This window comes from Rhodoferax sp. EU05-FHT12H12 (assembly GCF_058791215.1).
The window spans coordinates 49560-73037 of record NZ_JBYTDI010000008.1; the positions used below are offsets into that span (position 1 = coordinate 49560).

At 63.6% G+C, this 23478-nt stretch carries 27 protein-coding genes; 12 read left to right on the plus strand and 15 right to left on the minus strand.

Features of this window, described 5'->3' with window-relative positions:
* Positions 1–3: 3 nt before the first annotated feature.
* Both AC3WS7_RS17560 and AC3WS7_RS17565 read right to left on the minus strand, forming a co-directional pair.
* Positions 4–687 carry a hypothetical protein gene (locus AC3WS7_RS17560; protein WP_296471418.1) on the minus strand — a complete coding sequence of 228 codons (684 nt, stop codon included), beginning with the start codon at positions 685–687 and terminating at the stop codon, positions 4–6.
* Between the two features lie 90 nt (positions 688–777).
* The gene (locus AC3WS7_RS17565; RefSeq protein WP_492657257.1) at positions 778–1749 is read right to left on the minus strand and encodes a helix-turn-helix transcriptional regulator; all 972 of its coding nucleotides are present in this window, start codon (positions 1747–1749) and stop codon (positions 778–780) included.
* A 92-nt stretch (positions 1750–1841) separates the two neighbouring features.
* Here AC3WS7_RS17565 and AC3WS7_RS17570 point away from each other — a divergent pair, with 92 nt between their 5' ends.
* Positions 1842–2468, plus strand: coding sequence for a LysE family translocator (locus AC3WS7_RS17570; protein ID WP_492657258.1), 627 nt, complete (start codon positions 1842–1844; stop codon positions 2466–2468).
* 3 nt (positions 2469–2471) lie between these two features.
* On the opposite strand, the gene AC3WS7_RS17575 is transcribed toward AC3WS7_RS17570, so the two are convergent.
* The 6 genes from AC3WS7_RS17575 to AC3WS7_RS17600 form a co-directional block, all read right to left on the minus strand.
* Positions 2472–2951, minus strand: coding sequence for a VOC family protein (locus AC3WS7_RS17575; RefSeq protein ID WP_492657259.1), 480 nt, complete (start codon positions 2949–2951; stop codon positions 2472–2474).
* 31 nt (positions 2952–2982) lie between these two features.
* The gene (locus AC3WS7_RS17580; protein ID WP_492657260.1) at positions 2983–3630 is read right to left on the minus strand and encodes a dihydrofolate reductase family protein; all 648 of its coding nucleotides are present in this window, start codon (positions 3628–3630) and stop codon (positions 2983–2985) included.
* A gap of 78 nt (positions 3631–3708) precedes the next feature.
* Positions 3709–4512, minus strand: a complete 804-nt coding sequence (locus AC3WS7_RS17585; protein WP_492657261.1) for a hypothetical protein — start codon at positions 4510–4512, stop codon at positions 3709–3711.
* Positions 4513–4709: 197 nt separating this feature from the next.
* Complete coding sequence (gene eda / locus AC3WS7_RS17590; protein ID WP_296471408.1) at positions 4710–5351, minus strand: bifunctional 4-hydroxy-2-oxoglutarate aldolase/2-dehydro-3-deoxy-phosphogluconate aldolase; 642 nt, start codon at positions 5349–5351, stop codon at positions 4710–4712.
* 33 nt (positions 5352–5384) lie between these two features.
* Positions 5385–7253, minus strand: coding sequence for a phosphogluconate dehydratase (gene edd, locus AC3WS7_RS17595; protein WP_296471406.1), 1869 nt, complete (start codon positions 7251–7253; stop codon positions 5385–5387).
* Between the two features lie 86 nt (positions 7254–7339).
* The gene (locus tag AC3WS7_RS17600) at positions 7340–7912 is read right to left on the minus strand and encodes a nucleotidyltransferase family protein (RefSeq protein ID WP_492657262.1); all 573 of its coding nucleotides are present in this window, start codon (positions 7910–7912) and stop codon (positions 7340–7342) included.
* A gap of 61 nt (positions 7913–7973) precedes the next feature.
* On the opposite strand from AC3WS7_RS17600, the gene pdxH reads away from it, so the two are divergent.
* Positions 7974–8612: a pyridoxamine 5'-phosphate oxidase gene (gene pdxH / locus AC3WS7_RS17605; protein ID WP_492657263.1), complete on the plus strand. Its 639-nt coding sequence runs from the start codon at positions 7974–7976 to the stop codon at positions 8610–8612.
* Between the two features lie 451 nt (positions 8613–9063).
* On the opposite strand, the gene AC3WS7_RS17610 is transcribed toward pdxH, so the two are convergent.
* The 6 genes from AC3WS7_RS17610 to AC3WS7_RS17635 all read right to left on the minus strand — a co-directional run bounded on the left by AC3WS7_RS17610 (position 9064) and on the right by AC3WS7_RS17635 (position 13299).
* Complete coding sequence (locus AC3WS7_RS17610) at positions 9064–10014, minus strand: AEC family transporter (protein WP_492657274.1); 951 nt, start codon at positions 10012–10014, stop codon at positions 9064–9066.
* A 21-nt stretch (positions 10015–10035) separates the two neighbouring features.
* The gene (locus tag AC3WS7_RS17615; RefSeq protein WP_492657264.1) at positions 10036–10554 is read right to left on the minus strand and encodes a DUF3299 domain-containing protein; all 519 of its coding nucleotides are present in this window, start codon (positions 10552–10554) and stop codon (positions 10036–10038) included.
* 66 nt (positions 10555–10620) lie between these two features.
* Positions 10621–10863: a hypothetical protein gene (locus AC3WS7_RS17620; protein ID WP_296471400.1), complete on the minus strand. Its 243-nt coding sequence runs from the start codon at positions 10861–10863 to the stop codon at positions 10621–10623.
* A gap of 18 nt (positions 10864–10881) precedes the next feature.
* Positions 10882–12084: an ABC transporter permease gene (locus tag AC3WS7_RS17625; protein ID WP_492657265.1), complete on the minus strand. Its 1203-nt coding sequence runs from the start codon at positions 12082–12084 to the stop codon at positions 10882–10884.
* A 4-nt stretch (positions 12085–12088) separates the two neighbouring features.
* Positions 12089–12775, minus strand: coding sequence for an ABC transporter ATP-binding protein (locus AC3WS7_RS17630; protein ID WP_492657266.1), 687 nt, complete (start codon positions 12773–12775; stop codon positions 12089–12091).
* Entirely contained in the window at positions 12772–13299 is a 528-nt protein-coding gene (locus AC3WS7_RS17635; protein ID WP_296471394.1) for a Fur family transcriptional regulator, read from the minus strand. The genes AC3WS7_RS17630 and AC3WS7_RS17635 overlap by 4 nt, the downstream gene beginning before the upstream one ends.
* A 103-nt stretch (positions 13300–13402) precedes the next feature.
* Between AC3WS7_RS17635 and AC3WS7_RS17640 the strand changes: the two genes are divergently transcribed.
* The 5 genes from AC3WS7_RS17640 to AC3WS7_RS17660 all read left to right on the plus strand — a co-directional run bounded on the left by AC3WS7_RS17640 (position 13403) and on the right by AC3WS7_RS17660 (position 16533).
* Positions 13403–13543 carry a hypothetical protein gene (locus tag AC3WS7_RS17640; protein WP_296471392.1) on the plus strand — a complete coding sequence of 47 codons (141 nt, stop codon included), beginning with the start codon at positions 13403–13405 and terminating at the stop codon, positions 13541–13543.
* Positions 13540–14364 (plus strand): metal ABC transporter ATP-binding protein, encoded by an 825-nt coding sequence (locus AC3WS7_RS17645; protein ID WP_492657267.1) that lies wholly within the window; start codon positions 13540–13542, stop codon positions 14362–14364. The genes AC3WS7_RS17640 and AC3WS7_RS17645 overlap by 4 nt, the downstream gene beginning before the upstream one ends.
* Before the next feature lie 8 nt (positions 14365–14372).
* The gene (locus AC3WS7_RS17650; RefSeq protein ID WP_492657268.1) at positions 14373–15263 is read left to right on the plus strand and encodes a metal ABC transporter permease; all 891 of its coding nucleotides are present in this window, start codon (positions 14373–14375) and stop codon (positions 15261–15263) included.
* Between the two features lie 50 nt (positions 15264–15313).
* Positions 15314–16255, plus strand: coding sequence for a metal ABC transporter substrate-binding protein (locus tag AC3WS7_RS17655; protein ID WP_492657269.1), 942 nt, complete (start codon positions 15314–15316; stop codon positions 16253–16255).
* 95 nt (positions 16256–16350) lie between these two features.
* On the plus strand, positions 16351–16533 hold the full coding sequence (locus AC3WS7_RS17660) for a hypothetical protein (protein WP_296471380.1): 183 nt from the start codon (positions 16351–16353) through the stop codon (positions 16531–16533).
* Between the two features lie 11 nt (positions 16534–16544).
* Here AC3WS7_RS17660 and msrA read toward each other — a convergent pair whose 3' ends face one another.
* Positions 16545–17084: a peptide-methionine (S)-S-oxide reductase MsrA gene (msrA, locus tag AC3WS7_RS17665; protein ID WP_296471377.1), complete on the minus strand. Its 540-nt coding sequence runs from the start codon at positions 17082–17084 to the stop codon at positions 16545–16547.
* A gap of 129 nt (positions 17085–17213) precedes the next feature.
* On the opposite strand from msrA, the gene AC3WS7_RS17670 reads away from it, so the two are divergent.
* Genes AC3WS7_RS17670 through AC3WS7_RS17690 form a run of 5 tightly spaced genes read left to right on the plus strand, consistent with a single transcriptional unit; the run spans position 17214 to position 23277 of the window.
* Positions 17214–17897: a TetR/AcrR family transcriptional regulator gene (locus tag AC3WS7_RS17670; protein WP_296471374.1), complete on the plus strand. Its 684-nt coding sequence runs from the start codon at positions 17214–17216 to the stop codon at positions 17895–17897.
* Between the two features lie 6 nt (positions 17898–17903).
* Entirely contained in the window at positions 17904–19040 is a 1137-nt protein-coding gene (locus tag AC3WS7_RS17675) for an efflux RND transporter periplasmic adaptor subunit (protein ID WP_492657270.1), read from the plus strand.
* On the plus strand, positions 19040–22219 hold the full coding sequence (locus tag AC3WS7_RS17680; RefSeq protein WP_492657271.1) for an efflux RND transporter permease subunit: 3180 nt from the start codon (positions 19040–19042) through the stop codon (positions 22217–22219). Before AC3WS7_RS17675 ends, AC3WS7_RS17680 begins: the two co-directional genes overlap by 1 nt.
* Before the next feature lie 44 nt (positions 22220–22263).
* Entirely contained in the window at positions 22264–22917 is a 654-nt protein-coding gene (locus tag AC3WS7_RS17685; protein ID WP_296471368.1) for a protein-L-isoaspartate O-methyltransferase family protein, read from the plus strand.
* An 18-nt stretch (positions 22918–22935) separates the two neighbouring features.
* A complete protein-coding gene (locus tag AC3WS7_RS17690) occupies positions 22936–23277 on the plus strand; it encodes a rhodanese-like domain-containing protein (RefSeq protein WP_296471365.1) in 342 nt (113 codons plus the stop codon).
* Positions 23278–23478 lie beyond the last annotated feature (201 nt).

A 23478-nucleotide genomic window follows, 5' to 3' on the forward strand; every position in this document is an offset into this window, starting at 1 on the left:
TCATCAGGTCAAGGCAGGCTGCGTCCACGGGTTCAGCCACAGCATGGGCTGCAGCAACTGCCGAAACACCGCACGCAACACCGACCAGAACGTGCTCTGCGCACCGTCCTGAATCACATAGATCATGGCGTTGCTCAGCAGCACAAAGACCAGCAACACCAGGTAGGTGACGGTGACCGCCACACGCTCCCCGCGCCAAAGATGGGGCCACCAGCTGCGCAGGGCATGCAGCGGCGCCACCCACAGCAAAAGCACCCACAGGAGCGAGGCCGCCACTGCCAGCATCTGCGCGAGAAACCCTGCCTCGAAGGTGTGCTTCACGCCAAACACCAGTTCCGTCAGTCCCGCGCTCATGGCCTGGGAGATCGACAAATACTGTGCCACCGTCGCCACGATGAACCAGACCCGCTTGGACTTGTACCAGGCGCGATCCGTGGCCAGGCACTGCTGGCAGGCCAACAGGCCGGTGATCGACACGATGGCCATCAGGGCGCCCACCACCAAGGTCACTTCCAGGTAGCCAAAGGTCTCGGCAAAGGTGCGAGACGTCTTGGACTGGGCGTGCAGCTGCAAGGCAAACGAGCCCGAAAAGAACAAGGTTGCCAGCACCAAGCCCGCCGCCGTCAAGCGGTTTTGTACCGCTGAATCTGGCGGCCCCTCTGCCGCATTCAATTGGGAAATACTCATACCTCAGCCTCTCTGCAGCACACAAAAAAAATAACTATAAAAATAATAGCTGCTCGCGCAGCACCCACCGGGGCTACATGCAAATTCCGTTCATATTTTCGCCCCATAGCTAACCTGAATGGCCTGCAGTCTGCGCGCAATGGCCGTGCGCAAAGTGGCGGGCGACACCACCACCACATCGGGCGCCATACGCAGCAGCTGGTAGCTGGCGTTGTCCAGCGTCTCTATCGGAATCTTGAGGCGCACCATCTCGCCCGCAGGCACTGACGGTGCCTGCGCCGCCACGGCCTTGGCCACCGCACTGCTGAGCTGGCGCAACTGCTTCACCCCTTGGGCTGTGGCCTGCACCACCGCCTGCCCCTGGACCAGCTCGGACTCAAAGCGCTGGATGGAGTCGGTCCAATAGGCCGGCAGGTCAAAACGCTTGGGGCGCGTGCTGGCCTTGTCCAGCAGTTCGGCACCCAGGATGTTGGAGATGCGGTAAGTGCGCGGCTTGGCGTCGCTGCTGGCCACCAGGTACCACACACCCGCTTTCAGCACCAAGCCCAGCGGGTGCACCGTGCGCTGCACCTCGGCCTTCCAGCTGTCGTAGTGCAGGCTGAGCTGGCGGTCTTGCCACACGGCCGCGGCCACCGTGGCCAGGTGCGGCACCGGGTCGGCCTCGCGGTACCAATCGGCCGGGTCCAGGTGAAAGCGGGCCTGCACACGCTGCGCGTCGTCGCGCTGGTGAGCGGGCAGCGCAGTCATGAGCTTGAGCTGCGCGTCCACCACCTGCTGGCCCAGGCCCAGTTCGGCCGCAGGGCCGGCCAAGCCGCTCATGAACACCGCCTGCGACTCCGACGCCGTGAAGCCGGTCAACGTCGTCTTCCAGCCCTCCACCAGCTGAAAGCCACCGTTGCGCCCCTTCTCCGCATAAATGGGCACACCCGCCGCGGTGAGCTGGTCCACATCGCGGTACAGCGTGCGCACGGACACCTCCAGCAGCTGGGCCAGCGCCTGCGCGCTCATGCGCCCGCGGGTTTGCAAGAGCATCTGGATGGTCAAAAGGCGGCTGGCACGCATGTTTGCATGGTATCGGTAAAAGCTGACATTCGGTGGCAGCTATTGCCGCACATACTCGCTCCCATCTTCACTAATTGAGAAAAGGATTCGCCATGGAACACCTCTGGTTCTACGCAGTTTTGGTGGCGGGCATCGTGGTGCTGCCGGGCATGGATATGGCCTTTGTGCTGGCCAGCACGCTGGTGGACGGCCGGCGCTCCGGCGCGGCTGCGGTGGCAGGCATCGTGCTGGGCGGCATGGTGCATGTGGCCATGGGTGCGCTGGGTGTGGGCCTGCTGTTGCAGCACGTTCCTGTGGCGTTCAACGCGCTGCTGCTGGCCGGCAGCCTGTATGTGGCGTGGATGGGCTATGGCCTGCTGCGCAACACGCAGGCGCTGTCGGATGTGCAGGACCAGCCCTCGCGCGCGCTGCACAGCACCTTTGTGCGCGCCACCCTCACCTGCCTGATGAACCCCAAGGCCTACATCTTCATGCTGGCCGTGTTCCCGCAGTTCATCCGCCCGCAGCTGGGCAACATTGCCGCGCAGTCCATTGCGCTGGGTGCCATCACCGCTGCGGCGCAGATAGCGGTGTATGGCGCGGTGGTGCTGGTGGCCGCGCAGCTGCGCGTGTGGTTACGTGGAAGTTCGAAAAGCCAAACCACCTTCAGCCATTGGCTGGGCGGCTTGCTGGTGCTGACCGCCGTGTGGACCTTGTGGATGGGCTGGCGGGCCGTCTGAACACTAGCCGCGCCGGGCGGCTTCAATCTTGGCGATGTCGATTTTTCCCATCTCCATCATCGCCTCGAACACGCGCTTGGCGGCGGCGCGGTCCGGGTCCGCCATGGCATTCGTCAGCGCGCGCGGCGTGATCTGCCACGACAGGCCCCACTTGTCTTTGCACCAGCCGCACTGGCTGGCCTGGCCACCATTGCCCACGATGGCGTTCCACAGGCGGTCCGTCTCCGCCTGGTCGTCGGTCGCCACCTGGAAGGAGAAGGCTTCGGTGTGTTTGAACATCGGCCCGCCATTCAAGCCCAGGCAGGGGATGCCCATCACGGTGAACTCCACCGTCAGCACATTGCCTTCCTTGCCCATGGGGTAATCGCCGGGGGCGTAATGCGCCGCACCCACCGTGCTGTCGGGGAAGGTCTTGGCGTAGAACTCTGCCGCCTCCAGCGCGCCGCCGTCGTACCAGATGCAAATCGTGTTCTTGGGGGTCATGGGTGTTCTCCTTGGGTAAGCGTTGCCGTGCTCACTGCCGCGTCAAAACCACGTGGGTGGCCAATGGCGAGTTTTCGTGCCGGGTGCAGGCGTAGCCCAAGGCCGGCAGGTTGATGCCGTCAAACAGCCGCTCCCCCGCGCCCAGCAACACCGGCGAGATGGCGATGTGCATTTCGTCAATCAGGCGCAGGCGCAGGTACTGCTGGATGGTGACCACGCCACCGCCCACCCGCACGTCCTTGCCCCCAGCCGCTGCGCGGGCGCGCTCCAGCGCAACCACCGGCCCCTCGGTGACAAAGTGGAAGGTGGTGCCGCCCTCCATGACCAACGGCGGGCGCGCATGGTGGGTCAGCACAAACACCGGCACGTGGTACACCGGGTTGTCGCCCCACCAGCCGCGCCAGCTCTCATCGGGCCAAGGCCCGCGCACGGGGCCAAACATGTTGCGCCCCAAAATCCAGGCCCCCATGTTCTGAAAGCCGCGCTGGGCAAAGTCATCGTCGATGCCCGTTGCGCCGCTGTCGTTGCCAAACACATGCTTCTGAAACGTGCGCGTGGACATCGCCCAACCATGCAACGAGGTCCCGCCCACGCCCAGCGGATTGCTCAGGTCTTGGTCAGGCCCGGCACCGAAGCCGTCCAGCGAGATGGTGAAACTTTCTACGCGAAGTTTGGACATGAGAATTCGTTGAGTTGGAGCGGATTGAGAACATTAGATTGCAATGCAGTGCGCGTCAAGAATTCATATCTGATTCGCTCAAAACTCATTCTCAAATAATTTGATAGTGCCACGCACTCCCGCCAGAATGTGCTTCATTGTGAAAGGCAATACTGCATTCCTAACCGCACCACACTGCTTCAATGCCACATGGAACTTTGGTTGCGCCTGAACATGAAAGCTAGCCACGCGTTCTGCAAACTGAATCGAGAAGATACGTACCCCACTGGCATTCAAAGCAACTGGTTCAAAGTCTTTAAATCCGACGATATTTGGAACTTTCTGTGAACCATCCGTTGTATTGTTTGATGCACCACCAATCGTGATTTCTTCATGCAAGGCAGCAACTGAGCTAGTGACCAAAAGCAGTCGATGCTTGTCTTGATTGCTGAAATCTTGCACAACGGCAAGAACTGTATCTGCTGGATTATTCTGTGTGTATGGCTGCTGAGCCTCAATGATCGCGCAGGTAGATTTTTTTAATCCACGCACATTCCCTTTTTTAACGGCTTCTTTGTACAGATCTGGTGTTGAGCAGACTGGGTATTGATGTCGGTTGGTCACTTGACCACCATTAGCCGCCACCAAGTCACAGATTAAGTGATCGAGTGCAGATCGCATGTGATGCACTATTTCTCCAACAATCACAGCAAAGCGTGCAGGAATAGCAACACTGCCATGCGCAGAGATCACATATTCCATACCGTCTGGCGTCAAGTCATGCTTCAACTCGATCTGCTGGGCGGCGATTACGTTGAATGCTTCAATCTCAGCGGTCAGTGACTGAAGTGTCTCTTCCGCCCTATCCAGTTTTGCCCAACAACTTGCAAGTGGTTTCGCCATAGCCTTCGCCAATAGTTCAGTTTTGACCTGACTGCTCAATGCCTTCTGGGCTCAGAATACATGGAAAGCAGTGTTGCGGCGTGCGACACCACAACTCTTGAGGCCAAAAAACGCCATACTTGCTACCAAGTTCATAGCTACTCGCGCAATAAAAAAGAGGGCCTCAGCCCTCTTCTACTTGCATCCACCAACACAGCTTACTTCCGCAGCGCCTGCGTATCCTTGGCCAGCTGGGTGATCTTGTCCCACTCGCCCTTCAGCATCGCATCGGCCGGCACGATCCACGAACCGCCCACGCACACCACGTTGGGCAGGGCCAAAAACTCAGGCGCGTTTTGCAGCGTCACGCCGCCGGTCGGGCAGAACTTCACGTCAAAAAACGGGCCGCTCCAGGCCTTGAGCATGGCGGGGCCGCCAGCCTGCATGGCGGGGAAGAACTTGAGCTGGGTGAAACCGTCTTCCTGCGCCATCATGATTTCGCTGCCGGTGGCCACACCGGGCAACAAGGACAAGCCCAGGTCGCGGCAGGCTTGGCCTACGGCGCTGGTGTAGCCAGGGCTCACGGCAAAACGTGCACCCGCGTTGGCGGCGGCTTGTGCATCGGCCTTGCTGCGCACGGTGCCGGCGCCGACCACGGCTTCGGGCACGTCACGGGCAATGGCTTCCATGCAGGCCAGGGCCTGGGGGGTGCGCAGCGTCACCTCCAGCATGCGCACACCACCAGCCACCAGGGCGCGGGCCATGGGCACGGCATGGGCCACGTCGTTCAACACGATGACGGGGATGACGGGGGCGTCCTGCATCACTTGCAGGGCGGTAAAGGCGGGGGCTTGAGACATAGTAATTCCAGATCGACGTTGTAGGTTGTTGGTTCAGAACCAGGTGCAGGCGCCTTCTTCAGCGGCCAGTGCGTTGCGGCGGAAGTTGGCAAACAGTTCGCGGCCCATGCCGATGCCGTTGGCAGCGCGCAGCTCTTCGGGCATGGTGTCCAGCGGGCGGGCCGCCCATTCGGCATCGCTCACCAGCACTTGCAGGGTTTCGGCCGCAGCGTCCAGGCGGATGATGTCGCCATCGCGCACCTTGGCCAGCGGGCCACCGGCCGCCGCTTCGGGCGACACGTGGATAGCGGCGGGCACCTTGCCCGATGCGCCGCTCATGCGGCCGTCGGTGACGAGCGCCACGCGGAAGCCCTTGCCCTGCAGCACGGCCAAGGGCGGCGTCAGCTTGTGCAACTCGGGCATGCCGTTGGCCTGCGGGCCCTGCCAGCGCACCACACAGATCACGTCCTGGTTCAGCTCGTTGGCGCTGAAGGCCTTGTGCAGCGCGTCTTGTGAATCGAACACGCGGCAAGGCGCTTCGATGATGTGGCGGTCGTCCGGCACGGCGGACACCTTGATGACGCTGCGGCCCAGGTTGCCCTTGAGCAGTTTCAAACCACCGCTGGCGCTGAACGGCGCGCTCGCAGGGCGCACCACGGATTCGTCCTTGCTGGCGCCGGGGTCGGTCCACTGCAAGGCGCCATCGGCCTTGGCCGAAGGAATGGCGGTGAATTCACGCAGGCCACCGCTGCGCACGGTCAGCACATCGGCGTGCATGAAGCCGGCATCCAGTAGTTCGCGGATCACATAGCCCGGGCCGCCTGCGGCCTGGAACTGGTTCACATCGGCGCTGCCGTTGGGGTACACGCGGGTCAGCAAGGGCACCACGTCAGACAAGGCGGAGAAGTCGTTCCAGTCGATCACGATGCCAGCCGCGCGGGCCACGGCCACCCAGTGGATCAGGTGGTTGGTGGAGCCGCCGGTAGCCAGCAGGGCCACCATGGCGTTGACGATGCAGCGCTCGTCCACCACACGGCCAATGGGCGCAAAGCGCTTGGCCTTGGTGATGGCCAACACAGTGCGCACGGCTTCGCGGGTCAGCTCCTGGCGCACACCTTCACCGGGGTTGATGAAGGCGGTGCCAGGCACGTGCAGGCCCATGGCCTCGAGCAACATCTGGTTGCTGTTGGCCGTGCCATAGAAGGTACAGGTGCCTTCGCCATGGTAGGCGGCACTCTCGGCGGCCAGCAGCTCGGGGCGGCCCACCAGGCCTTGGGCGGCTTTCTCGCGCACCTTGGCTTTTTCGTTGTTGGGCAGGCCCGACGTCATGGGGCCGGCGGGCACAAACACCGTGGGCAGATGGCCGAAGTGCAGCGCGCCGATCAGCAAGCCGGGCACGATCTTGTCGCACACGCCCAGCATCAGCGCGCAGTCAAACACATCGTGGCTCAGCGACACGGCGGTGGCCATGGCAATGGCGTCGCGGCTGAACAGGCTCAGCTCCATGCCCGGTGTGCCCTGGGTCACACCATCGCACATGGCGGGCACGCCGCCGGCCACCTGGGCCGTGGCGCCGTGCTTGCGGGCTTCGACCTTGATGAGGTCGGGGTAGTGTTGCAGCGGCGCGTGGGCCGAGAGCAGGTCGTTGTAGGCGTTGACGACGCCGATGTTGGCACCCTTCTCTTCCACGATCTTGAGCTTGTCCAGCCCGGTGACGCGGGTCTTGTCGGCGTCGGGCATGGCGGCAAAGGCGTGGGCCACGTTGGCGCAGCCCATGCGGTCGGCACCGGGCTTGCGGTTGGCGGCCTGGTCCAGCTGGGCCAGGTAGGCGGTGCGGGTAACCACACTGCGCTCGCGAATGCGGCGGGTGACAGCCTCGACAACGGGGTGCAAAGCGGCGGGGGATGGTGTGGTGTCTGGCATGGTGGTCTTGTAACTAAATTACACCTCCTGATGGTAACTGGGAAACCCCAGCTTGTGTGCAGGCAGAGTTACCAGGCGGGTACGAACTAGCGGGATTGCCGCCACGCGGCGCGGGCCCGCTCCAGGTCGTCCACGGTGTCAATATCCAGCACGCAGCCCGCGTCATTCACTATCATTTTGCTAGCTGCTCGCGCAGATACTACGGGGGCTGCCCCCTGATTTCCCTGCAAACTGGCAAGTGCATGACCACAGCTGGCCGCAAAGCGCACCGGGTGGCCCCGCTGGCCTTCAAACCACGGTACCAGAACTTCCCCTTCCAGGGGTGCGCGGGCGATGGTAACCAAGGTGTTTGGCTGTACCAACGGCAGGTCGGCTGGCAACACCATCCAGCCCCCCTCCGCATCACGCGTGGCGCGCACCGCGGCGGCAATGCTGTCGCCCATGCCGGGGTGGCCCACGTCTTCCAGATGCCAGCGCAGGCCACTGGCGCGCACGGCGTCCAGCGTGCGCTGTAGCACGGTGGCACCACACAGGTCGACCTGCAGTTTGTGGGTGCTGCCGCCCGATGCCAGAAAGCGCTCGCCCCGGCCCGAGGCCAGCACCAGCACCACGGGCAGGTGGTCTGCATCGGGCAGCAGTTGGGGGGCGGGCGACGACATCGCGGCATGGTAGCAGACCTGCCGCAAGCGCCGGGTATGGCGCGCTGCCTATACTGGCCGCATGACCTCTATTGCCGACCTTCGCAAAAGTTACGAGCGCGCCGAGCTGGACGAAAAAGCCTCGCACGCCGATCCCCTGCAACAGTTTGACCAGTGGCTCAAAGAAGCCATCAGCGGTGAGGTGCCTGAGCCCAACGCCATGACCCTGGCCACCGTGGGCAGCAACCTGCGCCCCAGCACCCGCGTGGTGCTGATCAAGGGCTATGACGCGCAAGGCATCGTCTGGTACACCAACTACGAGAGCCACAAGGGCCACGAACTGGCCGGCAACCCGTATGCGGCCCTGCAGTTCCACTGGGTGGAGCTGGAGCGGGTGGTGCGCATCGAAGGCCTGGTGGAGAAGGTGAGCGACGCCGAAAGCGACGCGTACTTTCACAGCCGCCCGCTGGATTCACGCATAGGCGCGTGGGCGTCACCGCAGAGCGAGGTGATTCCTGGGCGTGGTGTGCTCGTGGCCAACGCCGCCAAGTACGCCGCGCAGTTTTTGCTGCAGCCACCGCGGCCACCGCATTGGGGGGGCTACCGGTTGAAGCCGGACACCTGGCAGTTTTGGCAGGGGCGCAAGAGCCGCTTGCATGACCGGTTGCGCTATACCTTGGAAGCGGATGGCGCCTGGAAGCGGGAGCGGTTGGCGCCCTGATTTTTTTGCTGGTCTTTTGCGACTGCTTTCTGGTACCTAGACCGCTTTTTTAAACACCCACTCCCCCAGCCCCTCGCCCCGTCGGCGAGGGGAGCCTTTAACAGCCGATATGGGGGCTTCGCGCCGGCTACGGTGCTACGCAAGTAGCGCCGCCACTGTGTGGGTGCGCCACGGCCAGTGCCAACGGTTGTCGTGAATAGAGCAAAGCAGGCGCGGAGCCACTGGCGGGCGCAGCCGCCAGCAGTTCCTTACAAACACCTCCGAAGTCCCACAACCGCAGCCCAGCGCCGTGGTGTGAAGAAACGGCGGCAACTTCACCCGAGTAGCCACGCAGTCAGCGCGCAAAAGCAAAATATGGCTGTTAAAGGCTCCCCTCGCCGACGGGGCGAGGGGCTGGGGGAGTGGGTGTTAAAAAAGCGGTGCAGCCGAACCCATACCCACCCCAAAAAGCTCAGGCAATCAAAGGCACCAAGGTCATCACCAAGGTCACGCTGACCAGAGCCACCAAGGTCGACACCGCCACACTGGCCGTCACCAAATCCTCCGCCTTCTGGTAGCGCTGCGAGAACAAAAACACGTTGGCGCCAATAGGCAGCGAGGCCGCCACCACCAGCACCGTGAGCGACATGCCACGCAGACCAAACGCGTAACCGATCAAAGCCATCAACGCAGGATGCAACAGCGTCTTGACCGCCGAGATCGCCAGCGCGCCCCTGAGGTTGCGGCCAATCGCGGCGTTGGACAGCGTCACCCCCACCAGCACCAGCGCCACCGGGCCAAAGGCATTGCCCAGCAGCAGCAGGGGGCGGTCCACCACATCGGGCAGGCCCCAGCCGGTTTGGGCGTACAGCAGGCCGGCGATGATGGGCATGGGCACCGGATGCACCACGGCATTGCGCACCGCCAGGCCGATGGACTTGAGCGGATGGCGTGGTGGACCATCGGCTTGCGCGCTTAGCTCGCGTGCGCTCAACAGCTCCAGCACCACCGTGGCAAAGGTGAGCAACACCAGCGCGTGCAAAGAGATCAGCGTGAACAACAGCACCAGCGCGTCCTTGCCATAGGCCAGCCCCACCAGGGGAATGCCGATCATCACGGTGTTGCTGAAAGTACCCGACAGCGCAATGACCGCCGCGCGGCTGCTGGCGCCCTGCACCAACAACATGCCGGTGAACAAGGCTGCGGCCACGGCGAAGTAGAGCGAGACGGGTTCAAAGTCCAGGTCCTGCACATGCACGCTGCTCATGGTGCGAAACAGCAGCGCCTGCGTGAGCACCAGAAAGACGAGGTTGGAAAGGTCGCGCACCGCCTCTTGGCGGATTAGCTTGGCCTTGCCGGTGATGAGCCCCACCACAATCAGCAGCACCACCGGCAGCAGGGACGAGACGACCGGATGGTCCAGGGTAATCAAACTGCGCGCCCTTTACTTGACGGCCACGGCATCGGTGATGCGGTAGTACAGGCCGTAGGGGTCGTCGTGGAGCACGGCAAACTGGCCTTCAACCACCACCACTTCGAGCGAATATTTCACCGGGGTTTTGGTCTTCACTTCCACCATGCTTTCAGGCCCGCCGGGCACACAAAACGAGCAGGTCAGCGGCACCGAGCTGAGCAGGAAGTGCTTTTGTTTTTCACCGGGCTCCAGCGGCATCATGAAACCCTGGATCCGTTGGGTCTTCTTGTTGAGCGCCTGCACATCCGCGGGGAACACGGGCAGCAGGCGGTTCTTTTCGTTCTTGGTTTTCACCGTGGTCAGCACCGACCAGGGCAGCACATCGGCCCGCTCCTTGATCGGGGCAAACGGGCTGTTGGGGCTGTGCACACCGGCGCCAGTGCCTGCGGGCACCGCACCGCCAGGGCCCATGGGCGAGCTGAGCTGGGCATGGGCGCCACCCATGGCAAGGGCAAGCACAGCAAAAAGAACGCGGGCGAATGGTTTCATGGGGACCTCCAACCGGGCTATCTTAAAGCGCCCTGCCTGCCGCACCTGCCACAGGGGCATTGGCACTTAGTGTTCGTGTTTCATGCCGCAGAACTTGCCAATCGCCAGGCCTTTGCAGGCGGCCTGCAGTTCCTTGTTGCACACGTCCTCGCCCTTGCCGGACTCGCGGCACTTGGCTGCGGCTTCGTGCGCAGCAGCCATGGCGCGGTGGCGGGCGATGTCTTCCTTGGTCTCCTTGTCGCTTTCGGATGCTATCGAAAACGTAGCTGCTTGCGCAATAAGGACAAGGGTTAGAAGTGCTTTTTTCATAAAAACCTCAGTAATGGATTAACGGGACTGGAGAAGTTCCAGGACACTGACACGGTAGGCCGCGAACGTGGGCAAGAGTGCGGACAACAGGGACACGCCCAACGCCAGCACAGGCACGACCCACAGCTCCACGGGCCAGACCAGACCGCCGATGAGCAGGGAGTTGTCCAGCGCCAGCAGCCAGGCTAGCAGTGCCGCAAAGCCCTGCCCCAACAGCAGGCCCAACACAGCGGCCAGCAGCCCCAGCCACAGCGCCTCGCTCAGCAGCAGTGCGGCCACGCGGCGCGGCGGCGCGCCCAGCATGCGCAGCAACGCCAGATCGGCCCGGCGCTCGCGCACCGCGCTCCACAGGGCGATGAACACACTCAGACCCGCAGTCAGCAACAGCACACCGGCAAAGGCGCGCAGCACATCGGTGCCCAGGCCCAGCATGTGCAGCAGGCGGGAAATTTCCAGCGCGGGCGCGGCGGCCTGCATCTCGGTGCTGGTGTTCACGTAGCGCGGAAAACTCAGCGCGGCCATGGGGGTTTTGTATTGCACCAGCGCCATGGTGATTTCGCGTTCTTCCTCCATCACGGCGCGGTCCTCGTCGTCCACCGCGGTGTAGTCCTCATGCACCTTCCAGACCGAGGCGGTGTCGGTCAGGATGAGGCGGTCCAGCACGCTGCCGCTGGGCGCCAGAATGCCGACCACGGTGTAGGGGTTGTCGCCATGCAGGTGGCCACCCGCACCCAGGCCATGGGAGCCTACAAAGGTCTGGCCCAGCGTGGCCCCCAGCTTGCGCGCCGTGGTGGCGCCCAGCACCACCTGCATGGGCGCATCCCACACGCGGCCCTGGGCCAGCTTGGCCTCGTAGTGGTCGATGTAGGCATGCGAGGTGCCCACGATGCGGTAGCCCGCAAAGTTGTCACCCAGGCTGATGGGAATGGTCTGTGCCACCAGCGGGTTCTTGGCCAGCGCCTGCACGGCCTTGAGCGGCACATTGCCCGGCGGCACGTCGATGTGCAGCACCCCCGAGAGGATGAGCTGCATGGGACTGCCCTTGGCGCCCACCACCACGTCGATGCCCGCCAGGTCGCGGTCAAACGCCTTGCTGAGTTGCGCGCCCACCAACAGCAGGAAGGTGATGGAGGCCAGCCCCAAGCTCAGCAACAACAGGTTCAGTAGTGCGCCCAGGGGACGGGACCACAGGTAGCGCCAGGCCAGCAGCAGGGTATTCATTTTGCTATGCTTTTAATAGCTGCTTGCGCAATAAATGCAAGGGCTTGAAGCCTATTTGGCCACCAATTTGGGGTGGAATGAGGGCGGCCACCCGCGCATCGTGCGTGGCGATGACCAAGGTAGCGCCATGGGTGCGGGCGGTTGCCAGCAGCAGGCCCACGGCGTCGGCTGCGGCTTCGTCGTCCAGGCTGGCGGTGGGCTCATCGGCCAGCAACACACGGGGCTGCTGCAGCACGGCGCGCGCCAGCGCCACGCGTTGCGCCTGCCCGCCCGAGAGCTGCGCAGGTTTGCGATGCGCCAGCTCGGCCACGCCCAGTGCGGCGAGTGCGGTGGCAATGGCGTGTGCGTCTTCGGGCTGGCCCGCTGCCCATTGCGCCATGGCCAGGTTTTGCTGCACGGTGAGTGCCGCGCTCAGGTGCAGTTTTTGCGGCAAGAAGCCGATAGCCCCCGCCCGCCATGCGTCGGCCGCCACAGATTGGAGGGCCTGCAAAGGCTGACCTGCCACCTCCAGCGTACCGGCGGTGGGGGGCATCAACCCCGCCACCAGCGCCAGCCAGGTCGATTTGCCGCAGCCCGAGGGGCCACTGAGCAAGAGCACGGCGCCCTGCGCCAGGTCCACATCGGGAAAATGCAGCGCGCCCCCCGCATCGGTGCCGGGGTAGCGGTAGGCCAGGCCCCGCGTCTGGATCATGCGGCAGGCCCGGCGGCGGTATCGGCCACGGGGTGGCCGGTGGCGCAATCGGCACACACGCCGCGCACCGCAAAGTCCAGGTGCATGTCCTGGTAACCCAGGGCGCGCAGCGACTCAATGGCGGTTTGGGCCGCCTTCTCCAAATCCACTGCCTGCAAAGCACTGGCCAGTGGGCTGTCGCGGTGGCAGGTCTGGCACTCGAAGTGGGGCGTGGCATGCACGCTGGCCGGCATGGCCTGGTAGCGGCGCACGCGCTGGCTGTCCACACGGCACAGCAGCAGGCCCACCTGGGTGAGTCGGTCGATCAGGCGGTAGAGGGTCACGCGGTCCAGCGGCTCGGTGTGGTCACCGGCCAAAGATTCCTGCAACTGTGCGTGGGTGTAGCTGGTCTCCGGGTGGGCCAGCAACCAGCCCAACACGCGGCGCGCCGCCGCCGTGCGGCGCAGGCCATGGGCCGAGAGCAGTGCGTCGATCGGGTTGTCACCCTCCAACACGGGCGTGACAGGCGGTTGCGCAGAAGCCATAAGGACACCCTCAAAAAAAATGCAATTCAGTTGCATTAAACAATAAATGCAACCAAGTTGCGTTAGACTATATCGCAATTTAGTTGCATTATGAGCTCTTTCCGTGCCCCCATCTGAACCCCAACGCCCGCGCACCAGCGTGCTGGCACTGCCCGCCTGGCAACGCCTGCTATGGACCCTGCCCGCCCTGGCCCTGCTGTGGCTGGGTGTGTGGTGGGCCAGCCTGGAAGCTGCGCCGCTATGAACCGGCCGGAGAACACGGCGCGGGCTGCGGACCCTGCCATCACCCTGCACAACCTGACCGTGAGCTACCGCCGCCACCCGGCGCTGCACCATGTGAGTGGCCACTTTGCGCGCGGCGCGCTCACCGCAGTCATCGGCCCCAACGGGGCGGGCAAAAGTACCTTGCTCAAAAGTCTGGCGGGGCTGGTGCCTGTGGCGCCCCATGCCCGCATCACCCACGCGCCGAGCGAGCGCCTCGCCTACCTGCCGCAGCACAGCGAGCTGGACCGCAGCTTCCCGCTGGGCGTGCGCGATTGCATGCTGATGGGGCTGTGGGCACAGACTGGCGCCTGGGGCAGCACAACGGCGCCCATGCTGGCACGCGTGGATGCAGCACTGGAGGCGGTGGGCCTGCAAGGGTTTGAGCACCGGACGGTGGGCACACTCTCCAGCGGGCAACTGCAACGCGCGTTATTTGCCCGCCTGCTGGTGCAGGACGCACAGACCATCCTGCTGGACGAGCCCTTCAACGCGGTCGACAGCCAAACCACCGCCGCGCTGCTGGCGCTGGTGCGGCAGTGGCACCGCCAGGGCCGCACGGTGATTGCCGTGTTGCACGATGACGCGCAAGTAAGGGAGTACTTCCCGCATACCCTGCTGTTGGCGCGCGAATGTATTGCCTGGGGGGCAACGCCAGAGGTTTTGACGGAAGCCAATTTGGCCAAGGCCCGCGCCATGGCCGAAGCCTGGGACGAGACCGCGGCCATCTGCGACATCGACGGCCAAGTCAACGGCCAGGACTTTGACACCCTGCTGGCCCAGCGCCTGGCCACCACCCCGTAAGGCCCGCCATGGACATCTTGCTGGGCCCGCTGTGGGACACCCTCTTCTCCCCGTTTGCAGAATTTGCTTTCATGCGCCGCGCGCTGGTGGCTACGCTGGCCTTGTCGCTCAGCGCGGCGCCGCTGGGCGTGTTTTTGACATTGCGGCGCATGAGCCTGCTGGGCGACGCGCTCAGCCACGCGGTACTCCCCGGCGTGGCCATCGGCTTCATGGTGAGCGGCTTGTCGCTCACGGCCATGGCACTGGGCGGGGTGCTGGCGGGCCTGCTGGTGGCAGGCATTGCGGGCGCCGTGAGCCGCTTCACCACCTTGAAAGAAGACGCCAGCCTGGCCGCCATTTACCTCGTCGCCCTCGCCTTGGGGGTGACGCTGATTGCAGGCCACGGCACCCAGTTGGATTTGCTGCACATCCTGTTTGGCAGCGCGCTGGGGGTGGATGCCAGTGGGCTGCTGCTGGTGGCGGGTGTGGCCACGGCCAGTGTGGTGGCGCTGGCGCTGATGTACCGCGGCCTGGTGCTGGAAACCTTTGACCCGGTCTTCATGGCCGCCCACCGCAGCGGCCTGCCGGCCTGGGTGTGGCAGCAGGGCTTTTTGATGCTGGTGGTGCTCAACCTCGTGGCCGGCTTTCAGACCCTGGGCACGCTGATGGCCGTGGGCCTGATGATGCTGCCCGCCGTGAGCGCGCGCCTCTGGCACGACACCCTGCCTGCGCAGTTGCTCAATGCCAGTGCGCAGGCCGCGCTGGCCGGTGTGGCCGGCCTGCTGCTGTCCTACCACTTTGATACACCTTCGGGCCCCACCATCATCGGTTGCGCGGGCGTGCTGTACGCCGCGTCCCTGTTGCTCGCCCCCGGCGGCTGGCTGCCGCGCTGGTGGGGCACCACCCACCGCGTGGCCTGAGCCACGCACCGCTCGCCCCCTCTTTCTTTCACTTGCTACGGACCCCTGCCATGACGTTGCCCAACACCTTTCCACTCAGCGCGCTACCCCGCCGTTTTCTGCTGGCCAGCGCCACGGCCCTGGCCTTGCTCGGCAGCCACGCCCACGCGGCCGACAAGCTGCCGGTCACCGCGAGCTTCAGCATCCTGGGCGACCTGGTGCGCGTGGTCGGCGGCGAGCGCGTGGCGGTGACCACATTGGTGGGCGCCAATGAAGACGCCCATGTGTTTGAAGCCAAGCCGTCGGACGCCAAAACGCTGCTCGCCTCCAGGCTGGTGGTACTCAATGGCCTGGGGTTTGAGCCCTGGGCGGGCAAACTCCTCAAGTCTTCGGGTTACAAGGGCGAAAGCGTCATTGCCGCCAAGGGCGTGGAAGCGCGCCACATGGAAGAGGAAAAAGGCCACACCGGCCACGCGCACGAGGAAACCGACCCCCATGCCTGGCAGAACCCCAACAACGTGGTGCTGTACGTGCGCAACATTGCAGCGGGCTTGAGCAAGGTAGATGCCGCAGGGGCCGCCAGCTACCAGGCCAACGCCGAGGCGTATGTCAAGGAGCTGCAGGCGCTGGATGCCTGGGCCAAAGCGCAGATCGCCACCATCCCGGCCCACACACGCAAGGTCATCACCTCGCACGACGCCTTTGGCTACTTTGCCGCGCACTATGGCGTGAAGTTTCTGGCCCCACAAGGCGTGAACACCGAAACCGAACCCAGCGCCAAACAGGTGGCCCAGCTCATCAAGCAGATCCAGCGCGAAAAAATCCGCGCGGTGTTTGTGGAAAACATGGGCAACCCCAAACTCATCGCCCAGCTCAGCAAAGACGCCGGCGCCACCCTGGGCGCCAGCCTGTACGCCGATGCCCTGTCCGCCCCCGACCAGCCCGGTGCCACCTACCTGCAGATGGTGCGCCACAACGTCGCGCAACTCGTGGCCGGCATGCGCTTGAATTAGAGCGGGCTTTTGCTATACATCCCGTAGCTGCTCACGCAGCTACGGCGGGCGTTGGAGTCAACAGAGGCACAATAGCGTGCAACTGGAGAATGTGCATGAAACGCGATGATGAACCCAAACTGTGGGTCACCGTACTGAAATTGGTCGTTGGACTGACCATCTTGATTGGCGGCGTGGGCCTGGCCCTGAACTACGCCGAAAAACACCAGGAAGAAATGCCCAAGCCCCAACCCAAATCCAATTGGGGCATCTTCAGCGACTCGCCCATCCGCCGCTGAAGACCCCGCGCCTATTTCTGCAAGCGCGCAAAGGTTTTGCGGAACTTAGCCACCTTGGGGGCGGCCACGGCCATGCAGTAGCCCTGGTGCGGGTTGCGCTCAAAAAAGTCCTGGTGGTAAGCCTCGGCAGGCCAGTAGTTGTCCACCGGCAGCACCTCGGTGACGATGGGCCGGCTGTAGACACCGCTGGCCGCCATCTCGGCGATGACCTCCCGGGCCACGGCCTCCTGCTCCGGCGTAGAGACATAAATGCCGCTGCGGTATTGGGTGCCCACGTCGTTGCCCTGGCGATTCAGCGTGGTGGGGTCGTGGATCACAAAAAAGATCTCCAGCACTTCGCGGGTGGAGATCTGCGCAGGGTCATAGACCAGCTTCACCACCTCGTTGTGTCCCGTGGTGCCGGTGCACACGTCTTCATAGCTTGGCTGAACCACCTGGCCGTTGCTGTAGCCGGACTCCACATCCAGCACCCCCTGCACCTGCACAAAAACAGCCTCGGTGCACCAGAAGCAACCTCCGCCCAGGGTGATGGTTTGTAAGGGTTTGGACATAAAGCAGACTCCGTGGCTGTGGCAAAAGGGATTGGTCGTTGCAGGCGCCTGCATCTTACGTATTTGACCCGCAAAGATTGACACTGCCACGCCTGCCCGCTACATTAATAACCAATCAGTCAGTAATTTATGCAGTGCCCCCTCGACCTCCTCGCCAGCAATGTGCGCGCCAAACGCGAGCGCCGCAAAGACGCGCGCCCCGGGGAGCTGCTGGCCGCGGCGCTGGAGCTGTTTGTGGAAAAAGGCTTTGCCGCCACCCGCGCCGAAGAAGTGGCCAAGCGCGCCGGTGTATCCAAGGGCACCTTGTTCCTCTATTTCTCCAGCAAGGAAGAGCTGTTCAAGGCCGTGGTGCGCGAAAACATCTCCGGCCGTTTTGACGAATGGAGCCAGGAGCTGGATGCCTATGAGGGCAACAGTGCCGAACTGCTGCGTTATTGCATCACCGTGTGGTGGGAGCGTGTGGGCTCGACCCAGGCGGCCGGCATTTCCAAGCTCATGATGAGCGAGGCCGGCAACTTTCCTGAGCTGGCCGCCTTCTACCAGGCCGAAGTCATTGCCCCGGGCAATGCGCTGATCCAGCGCGTGCTGCAACGGGGCATCGACAGCGGCGAGTTCCGCCCCATGGAATTGAACTACGGTGCCTACTTGGTCATGGCGCCCTTTCTGTTTTTGGCCATCTCCAAACAGTCGCTGGGCTCGTGTATGCCCCCCGACGTCGTTTTTGACCCTTTGGCCTACATCCAGACCCAGGTGGACAACATGCTGATCGGCCTGACCGTGCGCCCCTCCACCGCCCCCTTGCAAGCGAGCTAACTTCCCATGAAACCCTGGATCAAATGGACCGTGGGCGCATTGGCATTGGCGCTGGTTGCCACCGTGTCGGTGCGGGCCTTGTCAGCACGCAAGACCCAAAAAGAAGCCCTGGCCAGCCAACAGGCCGCCAGCAAGGTTCAGGTGGCCATTGAATTGGGGCCCAACGATGTGGTGCTGGTGCAAAACATGGAGCTGGCCCAGGGTTTGGCCATCTCGGGACCGCTCAAGGCAGTCAATTCGGCCTTTGTCAAAGCGCGTGTGGCCGGCGAGCTGCAAGGCCTGACCGTGCGTGAGGGCGACGTGGTGAAAGCAGGCCAGGTGATTGCGCGCGTGGACTCCACCGAATCACAGGCCCGGGTGCGCCAGGCCCAGCAACAGGCCGAGGCTGCGCGCGCGCAGGTCGACATTGCCAAACGCAGCTTTGACAACAACCGGTCCTTGGTTGAGCAAGGCTTTATCTCCAAGACCGCACTCGAATCCTCCTCCGCCAATTTGGCAGCAGCCGAGGCCAGCTACCGCGCTGCGCAGGCGGGCGCCGATGTGGCCAGCAAATCCCTGGACGACACGGTGCTGCGTGCCCCCATCCGCGGCCAGGTGGCACAGCGCCTGGCGCAGCCTGGTGAGCGCGTGGCCATTGACGCCCGCATCGTCGAAATTGTGGACCTGAGCCGCCTGGAGCTGGAGGCCAGCCTGAGCGCCACCGACTCGCTGCAGGTGCGCGTGGGGCAAACCGCCCAGCTCACGGTGGAGGGCTCGGCCACGACCGTGGCCGCCAAGGTGAGCCGGGTGAACCCCAGCGCGGTGGTGGGCAGCCGTGCGGTACTGGCCTACCTGGCCCTGGAACCCCATGCCTCGCTGCGCCAAGGCCTGTTTGCCCAAGGGCAGCTCCATCTGGGCAGCACGCGAGCGCTCGGCTTGCCCCTGTCCGCCGTGCGCACCGACAAACCACAGCCCTATGTACAAACCGTCCAGGCCGGCGTGGTGCAGCACCAAGCGGTGGATGTGGTGGCGCGGGGCGAGGCCCAAGGCCAAACCTTTGCCGCTATCCAGGGCGTGCCCGAGGGCACCCAGGTGCTCAGCGGCAGCGTCGGCCCCGTGCGGGCAGGTACCGCCATCAAGGCGGCTGCCAAAGGCGGCAACTGATGTGGTTCACCCGCGTCAGTCTGAAGAACCCGGTATTTGCCACCATGGTCATGCTGGCCCTGGTGGTGCTGGGCCTGTTCTCGTTGCAGCGCCTGCAGGTGGACCAGTTCCCCAACATCGACTTTCCCGTGGTGGTGGTGATTGCCGACTACCCCGGCGCCTCGCCCGAGATTGTGGAGAGCGAAGTCTCCAAGAAAATTGAAGAGGGCGTCAACTCGATTGCCGGCATCAATGCGCTGACCTCGCGCAGCTACGAAGGCCAGAGTGTGGTGGTGATCGAGTTTGGCCTGCATGTGGATGGCCGCAAGGCGGCCGAGGACGTGCGCGAAAAGGTGGCCGCCATCAAGCCCAATCTGCGCGCCGAAGTGAAGGAGCCGCGCGTGCTGCGCTTTGACCCGGCCGCGCGCGCCATCTGGTCGGTCGCTGTGTTACCCGATGCAGCCGTCGGGGCCAAAGTTCCAAGTGCCGTAGAACTCACCAACTGGGCCGAGCAAACTTTCAAAAAACGGTTAGAGAACGTGCGTGGCGTTGGGTCGGTGACCGTGGTCGGTGGCACCAAGCGCGAGATCAATGTCTACCTGAACCCGCAGGCGCTGGAGTCCTTTGGCATCACGCCCGACCAGGTGGTGAGCGCGGTGCGCAACGAGAACCAGGACTTGCCGGTGGGTGCCATCCGATCCGCCGAGCAGGAACGGGTGATCCAGATCGAGGCGCGCATGCAGCGCCCCGAGGACTTTGGCAAGATCATCGTGGCCCGCAAGAACGGCGCACCGGTCCGTGTGGACCAGGTGGCACGTGTGGCCGATGGGGCGCAGGAAGTGGAAAACCTGGCGCTGTACAACGGCCAGCGCACACTGATGCTCACCGTGCAGAAGTCGCAGGACGAAAACACCATTGCGGTGGTGGACGGCCTGATCAAAACCCTGGGCGAGATGCAAAAGCAGTTGCCCCCCGGCGTGAAGCTGGAGCCCATCAACGATGGCTCGCGCCAGATCCGCGTCTCGGTGGACAACGTGCGGCGCACACTGATCGAAGGTGCGGCGCTCACCGTGCTGATCGTGTTCCTGTTCCTGAACTCCTGGCGCTCCACGGTCATCACCGGGCTCACGCTGCCCATCGCCTTGATCGGCACCTTTTTGTTCATGAACTGGTTTGGCTTCACCATCAACATGATCACGCTGATGGCGCTCTCGCTCTGCGTGGGCCTGCTGATTGACGATGCGATTGTGGTGCGCGAAAACATCGTGCGCCATGTGCAAATGGGCAAGACGGCTTACCAAGCCTCGCTGGACGGTACGCAGGAAATTGGCCTGGCCGTACTGGCCACCACGCTGTCCATCGTGGCGGTGTTCCTGCCCATTGGTTTTATGGGCGGCATCATCGGCAAGTTCTTTCACGAGTTCGGCATCACCATCGTGGCGGCGGTGCTGATCTCCATGTTCGTGAGCTTCACGCTGGACCCCATGCTCTCCAGCGTCTGGCACGACCCCAGCATCGACCAGCACGGCAAACATGGCCCACCGGTCACGCTGTACGACAAAACCATTGGCCGCGTCACACACTGGTTCGACTCCGCCACGGAAAACTTGGCAGACGCCTACCAAGGCATCCTGCGCTGGTCGCTGCAGCACAAGCTGGCCACGGTGGGCCTGGCACTGGGCATTTTTGTGGGCAGCATTTTTATGGTGCCGCTGCTGGGCACCGAGTTCGTACCCAAGTCCGACTTTTCGGAAACCACGGTCAACTTCAACACGCCGGTGGGTTCTTCGTTGGAGGTGACCGAGGCCAAGGCCAAACAGGTCGAAGCCATCATCCGCGAGTTTCCCGAGGTGCGCTACACCCTGTCCACCATCAACACTGGCAATGCACAGGGCAAAATTTACGCAAGCATCTACATCCGCCTGGTGGACCGCAAAGCGCGGCAGCTCAGTGTGGATGCCATGTCGGTCAAGCTGCGCGAGCGCCTGCGCCAGGTGCCCGGCATCACCGTCACCCACGCGGGCCTGATGGATGCCGTGGGTGGGCAAAAACAGATTCTGTTCTCCATCCAGGGAGCCGACACTGGCGAACTCGAACGCCTGACCACTTTGGCGCTGGAGAAGGTCCGTGACATCCCAGGCCTGGTGGACCTGGACTCCAGCGTGAAGCCCAACAAGCCCACGCTGGACGTGCAGGTGAAACGCGACGTGGCCTCCGACGTGGGCCTGTCGGTGGCGCAAATCGGCACCGCCCTGCGCACCCTGGTGGCGGGCCAGACCGTGGGCAACTGGCGTGCCCCGGACGACCAGACCTATGACGTGAACGTGCGCCTGGCACCCGGTGCGCGCAACAGCGCCAGCGACCTGAGCCAGCTGCCCTTCACCGTGGGCAGCAATGCCGACGGCAGCCCGCGCATCGTGCGCCTGAACCAGGTGGCCGAGGTGGTGGAGTCCACTGGCGCCAACCAGATCAACCGGCGCGACCTGACGCGCGAGGTGTCCATCACCGGCAACGTCTCGGGCCGCTCAGCCGGTGAGGTGTCGGCCGACATCAAGACCGCCATGGACACCATTGCCATGCCCGCAGGTTACAGCTACAAGTTCAGCGGCTCCACCAAAGACATGGCCGAGGCCTTTGGTTACGCCATCTCGGCGCTGGTGCTGGCGATTGTGTTCATCTACATGATTTTGGCCAGCCAGTTCAAGAGCTTTTTGCAACCGCTGGCGCTGATGACGGCGCTGCCGCTGACGCTGATTGGCGTGGTGCTGGCGCTCATGATGTTCGGCTCCACGCTGTCCATGTTCTCCATCATCGGTGTGGTGATGCTGATGGGCCTGGTGACCAAAAACGCCATTCTGCTGGTGGACTTTGCCATCCGCGCGCGTGAGGACGGCGTCGATGCCCAGGGGCACCCAGTGCCCGGCTTGCCACGGTCCGAAGCCCTGTTGCTGGCCGCCAAGGTGCGCCTGCGCCCCATTCTGATGACCACGCTGGCCATGATTTTTGGCATGGTGCCGCTGGCCTTTGCGCTGACCGAAGGCTCCGAGATGCGCGCCCCCATGGGCCAGGCGGTGATTGGTGGGGTGATCACCTCCTCACTGCTCACCTTGGTGGTGGTGCCTGTGGTGTATTGCTATATGGACGATCTGGCGAACTGGGCCAAGCGGATGTGGGGCGGACCTGCCACCCCCGCCCGGTAAAATTTGCCCTATCAACGCCACCTGTATTCCAAGGAGAAACAACGATGAATTTCGCCCAAGCCCGCTTCAACATGATTGAGCAACAAATCCGGCCCTGGAACGTGCTGGACACCGCTGTGTTGGACCTGCTGAATACCGTACCCCGCGAAAACTTTGTGCCATTGGCACACCAGGCGCTGGCCTTTGCCGACCTGGAGATTCCCCTGCCCGGTGGCCAGTGCATGCTGGCCCCGCGCCTGGAAGCGCGCTTGCTGCAAGACCTGGCCCTGCAAGCCCATGAATCGGTGCTCGAAATCGGCGCCGGCTCAGGTTTCATGGCCGCCCTGCTGTCGCACCGCGCGGCCCAGGTGCTGAGCGTGGAGCTGCTGCCCGAACTGGTGGACATGGCCCGCAACAACCTGCAGAAGGCGGGCATCCGCAACGTCACCGTGCGCCAGGATGATGGTGCCAAGCTCAGCGCGGCCCATGGCACGTTTGATGCCATCGTACTCAGCGGCTCGGTAACCCAGGTGCCACACGACCTGCTGCAGCGGCTGAATGTGGGTGGCCGCCTGATCGCCATCGTGGGAGACGAACCCCAGATGCGTGCCACGTTGGTGACCCGCACCAGCGCCACCGATTTCCGCACCACCCAACCCTGGGATGCCAATGCGCCGCGCCTGCTGCATTTTCCAGAGCCTTCGCGCTTCCAGTTCTAACCCCCCTTCGTAGACACCATGATCGATCAAATCCGCCCCAGCCAACTGGAACAGTGGTTCCAGTCTCTTGATGCACCAGGCCAACCCTTGGTGCTGGACGTGCGCGAGCCGCACGAGTTGGCGCTGGCGCGGGTGCAAGAGGATGGTCTGGAGGTGCTGGCTATTCCCATGGGCGTGGTTCCCGTGCGGCTGGCCGAATTGGATGCTGCACGCCCCATCGCCTGTCTGTGCCACCACGGTGCGCGCAGCATGCAAGTGGCGATGTTTTTGCAGAGCCGCGGCTTTGCGCAGGTCGCCAATATTGCCGGTGGCATTGACGCCTGGTCGGCCGAACGCGACTCCGGCATTCCACGCTATTGACCGCACCGCCCTCCCCCTTCCGAGCCTCAGAAAGCCCTCTTCCATGTCACGTCTACGAACCCCCATGCGCTTCAAATTGCTGCCTCTGGCCCTGCTGGCTGCTGCCACCTTCGCCCCCCCCCTTCAAGCCCAAAGCCTGGTAGACCTGTACACCGCCGCACGCGGCTTTGACGCCAGCTACCAATCCGCCAAGAGCCAGTT

Coding starts and splice junctions, on each gene's coding strand:
- AC3WS7_RS17560 (WP_296471418.1), bottom strand. CDS start 687: ATGAGTATTTCCCAATTGAATGCGGCAGAGGGGCCGCCAGATTCAGCG.
- AC3WS7_RS17565 (WP_492657257.1), bottom strand. CDS start 1,749: ATGCGTGCCAGCCGCCTTTTGACCATCCAGATGCTCTTGCAAACCCGC.
- AC3WS7_RS17570 (WP_492657258.1), top strand. CDS start 1,842: ATGGAACACCTCTGGTTCTACGCAGTTTTGGTGGCGGGCATCGTGGTG.
- AC3WS7_RS17575 (WP_492657259.1), bottom strand. CDS start 2,951: ATGACCCCCAAGAACACGATTTGCATCTGGTACGACGGCGGCGCGCTG.
- AC3WS7_RS17580 (WP_492657260.1), bottom strand. CDS start 3,630: ATGTCCAAACTTCGCGTAGAAAGTTTCACCATCTCGCTGGACGGCTTC.
- AC3WS7_RS17585 (WP_492657261.1), bottom strand. CDS start 4,512: ATGGCGAAACCACTTGCAAGTTGTTGGGCAAAACTGGATAGGGCGGAA.
- eda (WP_296471408.1), bottom strand. CDS start 5,351: ATGTCTCAAGCCCCCGCCTTTACCGCCCTGCAAGTGATGCAGGACGCC.
- edd (WP_296471406.1), bottom strand. CDS start 7,253: ATGCCAGACACCACACCATCCCCCGCCGCTTTGCACCCCGTTGTCGAG.
- AC3WS7_RS17600 (WP_492657262.1), bottom strand. CDS start 7,912: ATGTCGTCGCCCGCCCCCCAACTGCTGCCCGATGCAGACCACCTGCCC.
- pdxH (WP_492657263.1), top strand. CDS start 7,974: ATGACCTCTATTGCCGACCTTCGCAAAAGTTACGAGCGCGCCGAGCTG.
- AC3WS7_RS17615 (WP_492657264.1), bottom strand. CDS start 10,554: ATGAAACCATTCGCCCGCGTTCTTTTTGCTGTGCTTGCCCTTGCCATG.
- AC3WS7_RS17620 (WP_296471400.1), bottom strand. CDS start 10,863: ATGAAAAAAGCACTTCTAACCCTTGTCCTTATTGCGCAAGCAGCTACG.
- AC3WS7_RS17625 (WP_492657265.1), bottom strand. CDS start 12,084: ATGAATACCCTGCTGCTGGCCTGGCGCTACCTGTGGTCCCGTCCCCTG.
- AC3WS7_RS17630 (WP_492657266.1), bottom strand. CDS start 12,775: ATGATCCAGACGCGGGGCCTGGCCTACCGCTACCCCGGCACCGATGCG.
- AC3WS7_RS17635 (WP_296471394.1), bottom strand. CDS start 13,299: ATGGCTTCTGCGCAACCGCCTGTCACGCCCGTGTTGGAGGGTGACAAC.
- AC3WS7_RS17645 (WP_492657267.1), top strand. CDS start 13,540: ATGAACCGGCCGGAGAACACGGCGCGGGCTGCGGACCCTGCCATCACC.
- AC3WS7_RS17650 (WP_492657268.1), top strand. CDS start 14,373: ATGGACATCTTGCTGGGCCCGCTGTGGGACACCCTCTTCTCCCCGTTT.
- AC3WS7_RS17655 (WP_492657269.1), top strand. CDS start 15,314: ATGACGTTGCCCAACACCTTTCCACTCAGCGCGCTACCCCGCCGTTTT.
- AC3WS7_RS17660 (WP_296471380.1), top strand. CDS start 16,351: ATGAAACGCGATGATGAACCCAAACTGTGGGTCACCGTACTGAAATTG.
- msrA (WP_296471377.1), bottom strand. CDS start 17,084: ATGTCCAAACCCTTACAAACCATCACCCTGGGCGGAGGTTGCTTCTGG.
- AC3WS7_RS17670 (WP_296471374.1), top strand. CDS start 17,214: ATGCAGTGCCCCCTCGACCTCCTCGCCAGCAATGTGCGCGCCAAACGC.
- AC3WS7_RS17675 (WP_492657270.1), top strand. CDS start 17,904: ATGAAACCCTGGATCAAATGGACCGTGGGCGCATTGGCATTGGCGCTG.
- AC3WS7_RS17680 (WP_492657271.1), top strand. CDS start 19,040: ATGTGGTTCACCCGCGTCAGTCTGAAGAACCCGGTATTTGCCACCATG.
- AC3WS7_RS17685 (WP_296471368.1), top strand. CDS start 22,264: ATGAATTTCGCCCAAGCCCGCTTCAACATGATTGAGCAACAAATCCGG.
- AC3WS7_RS17690 (WP_296471365.1), top strand. CDS start 22,936: ATGATCGATCAAATCCGCCCCAGCCAACTGGAACAGTGGTTCCAGTCT.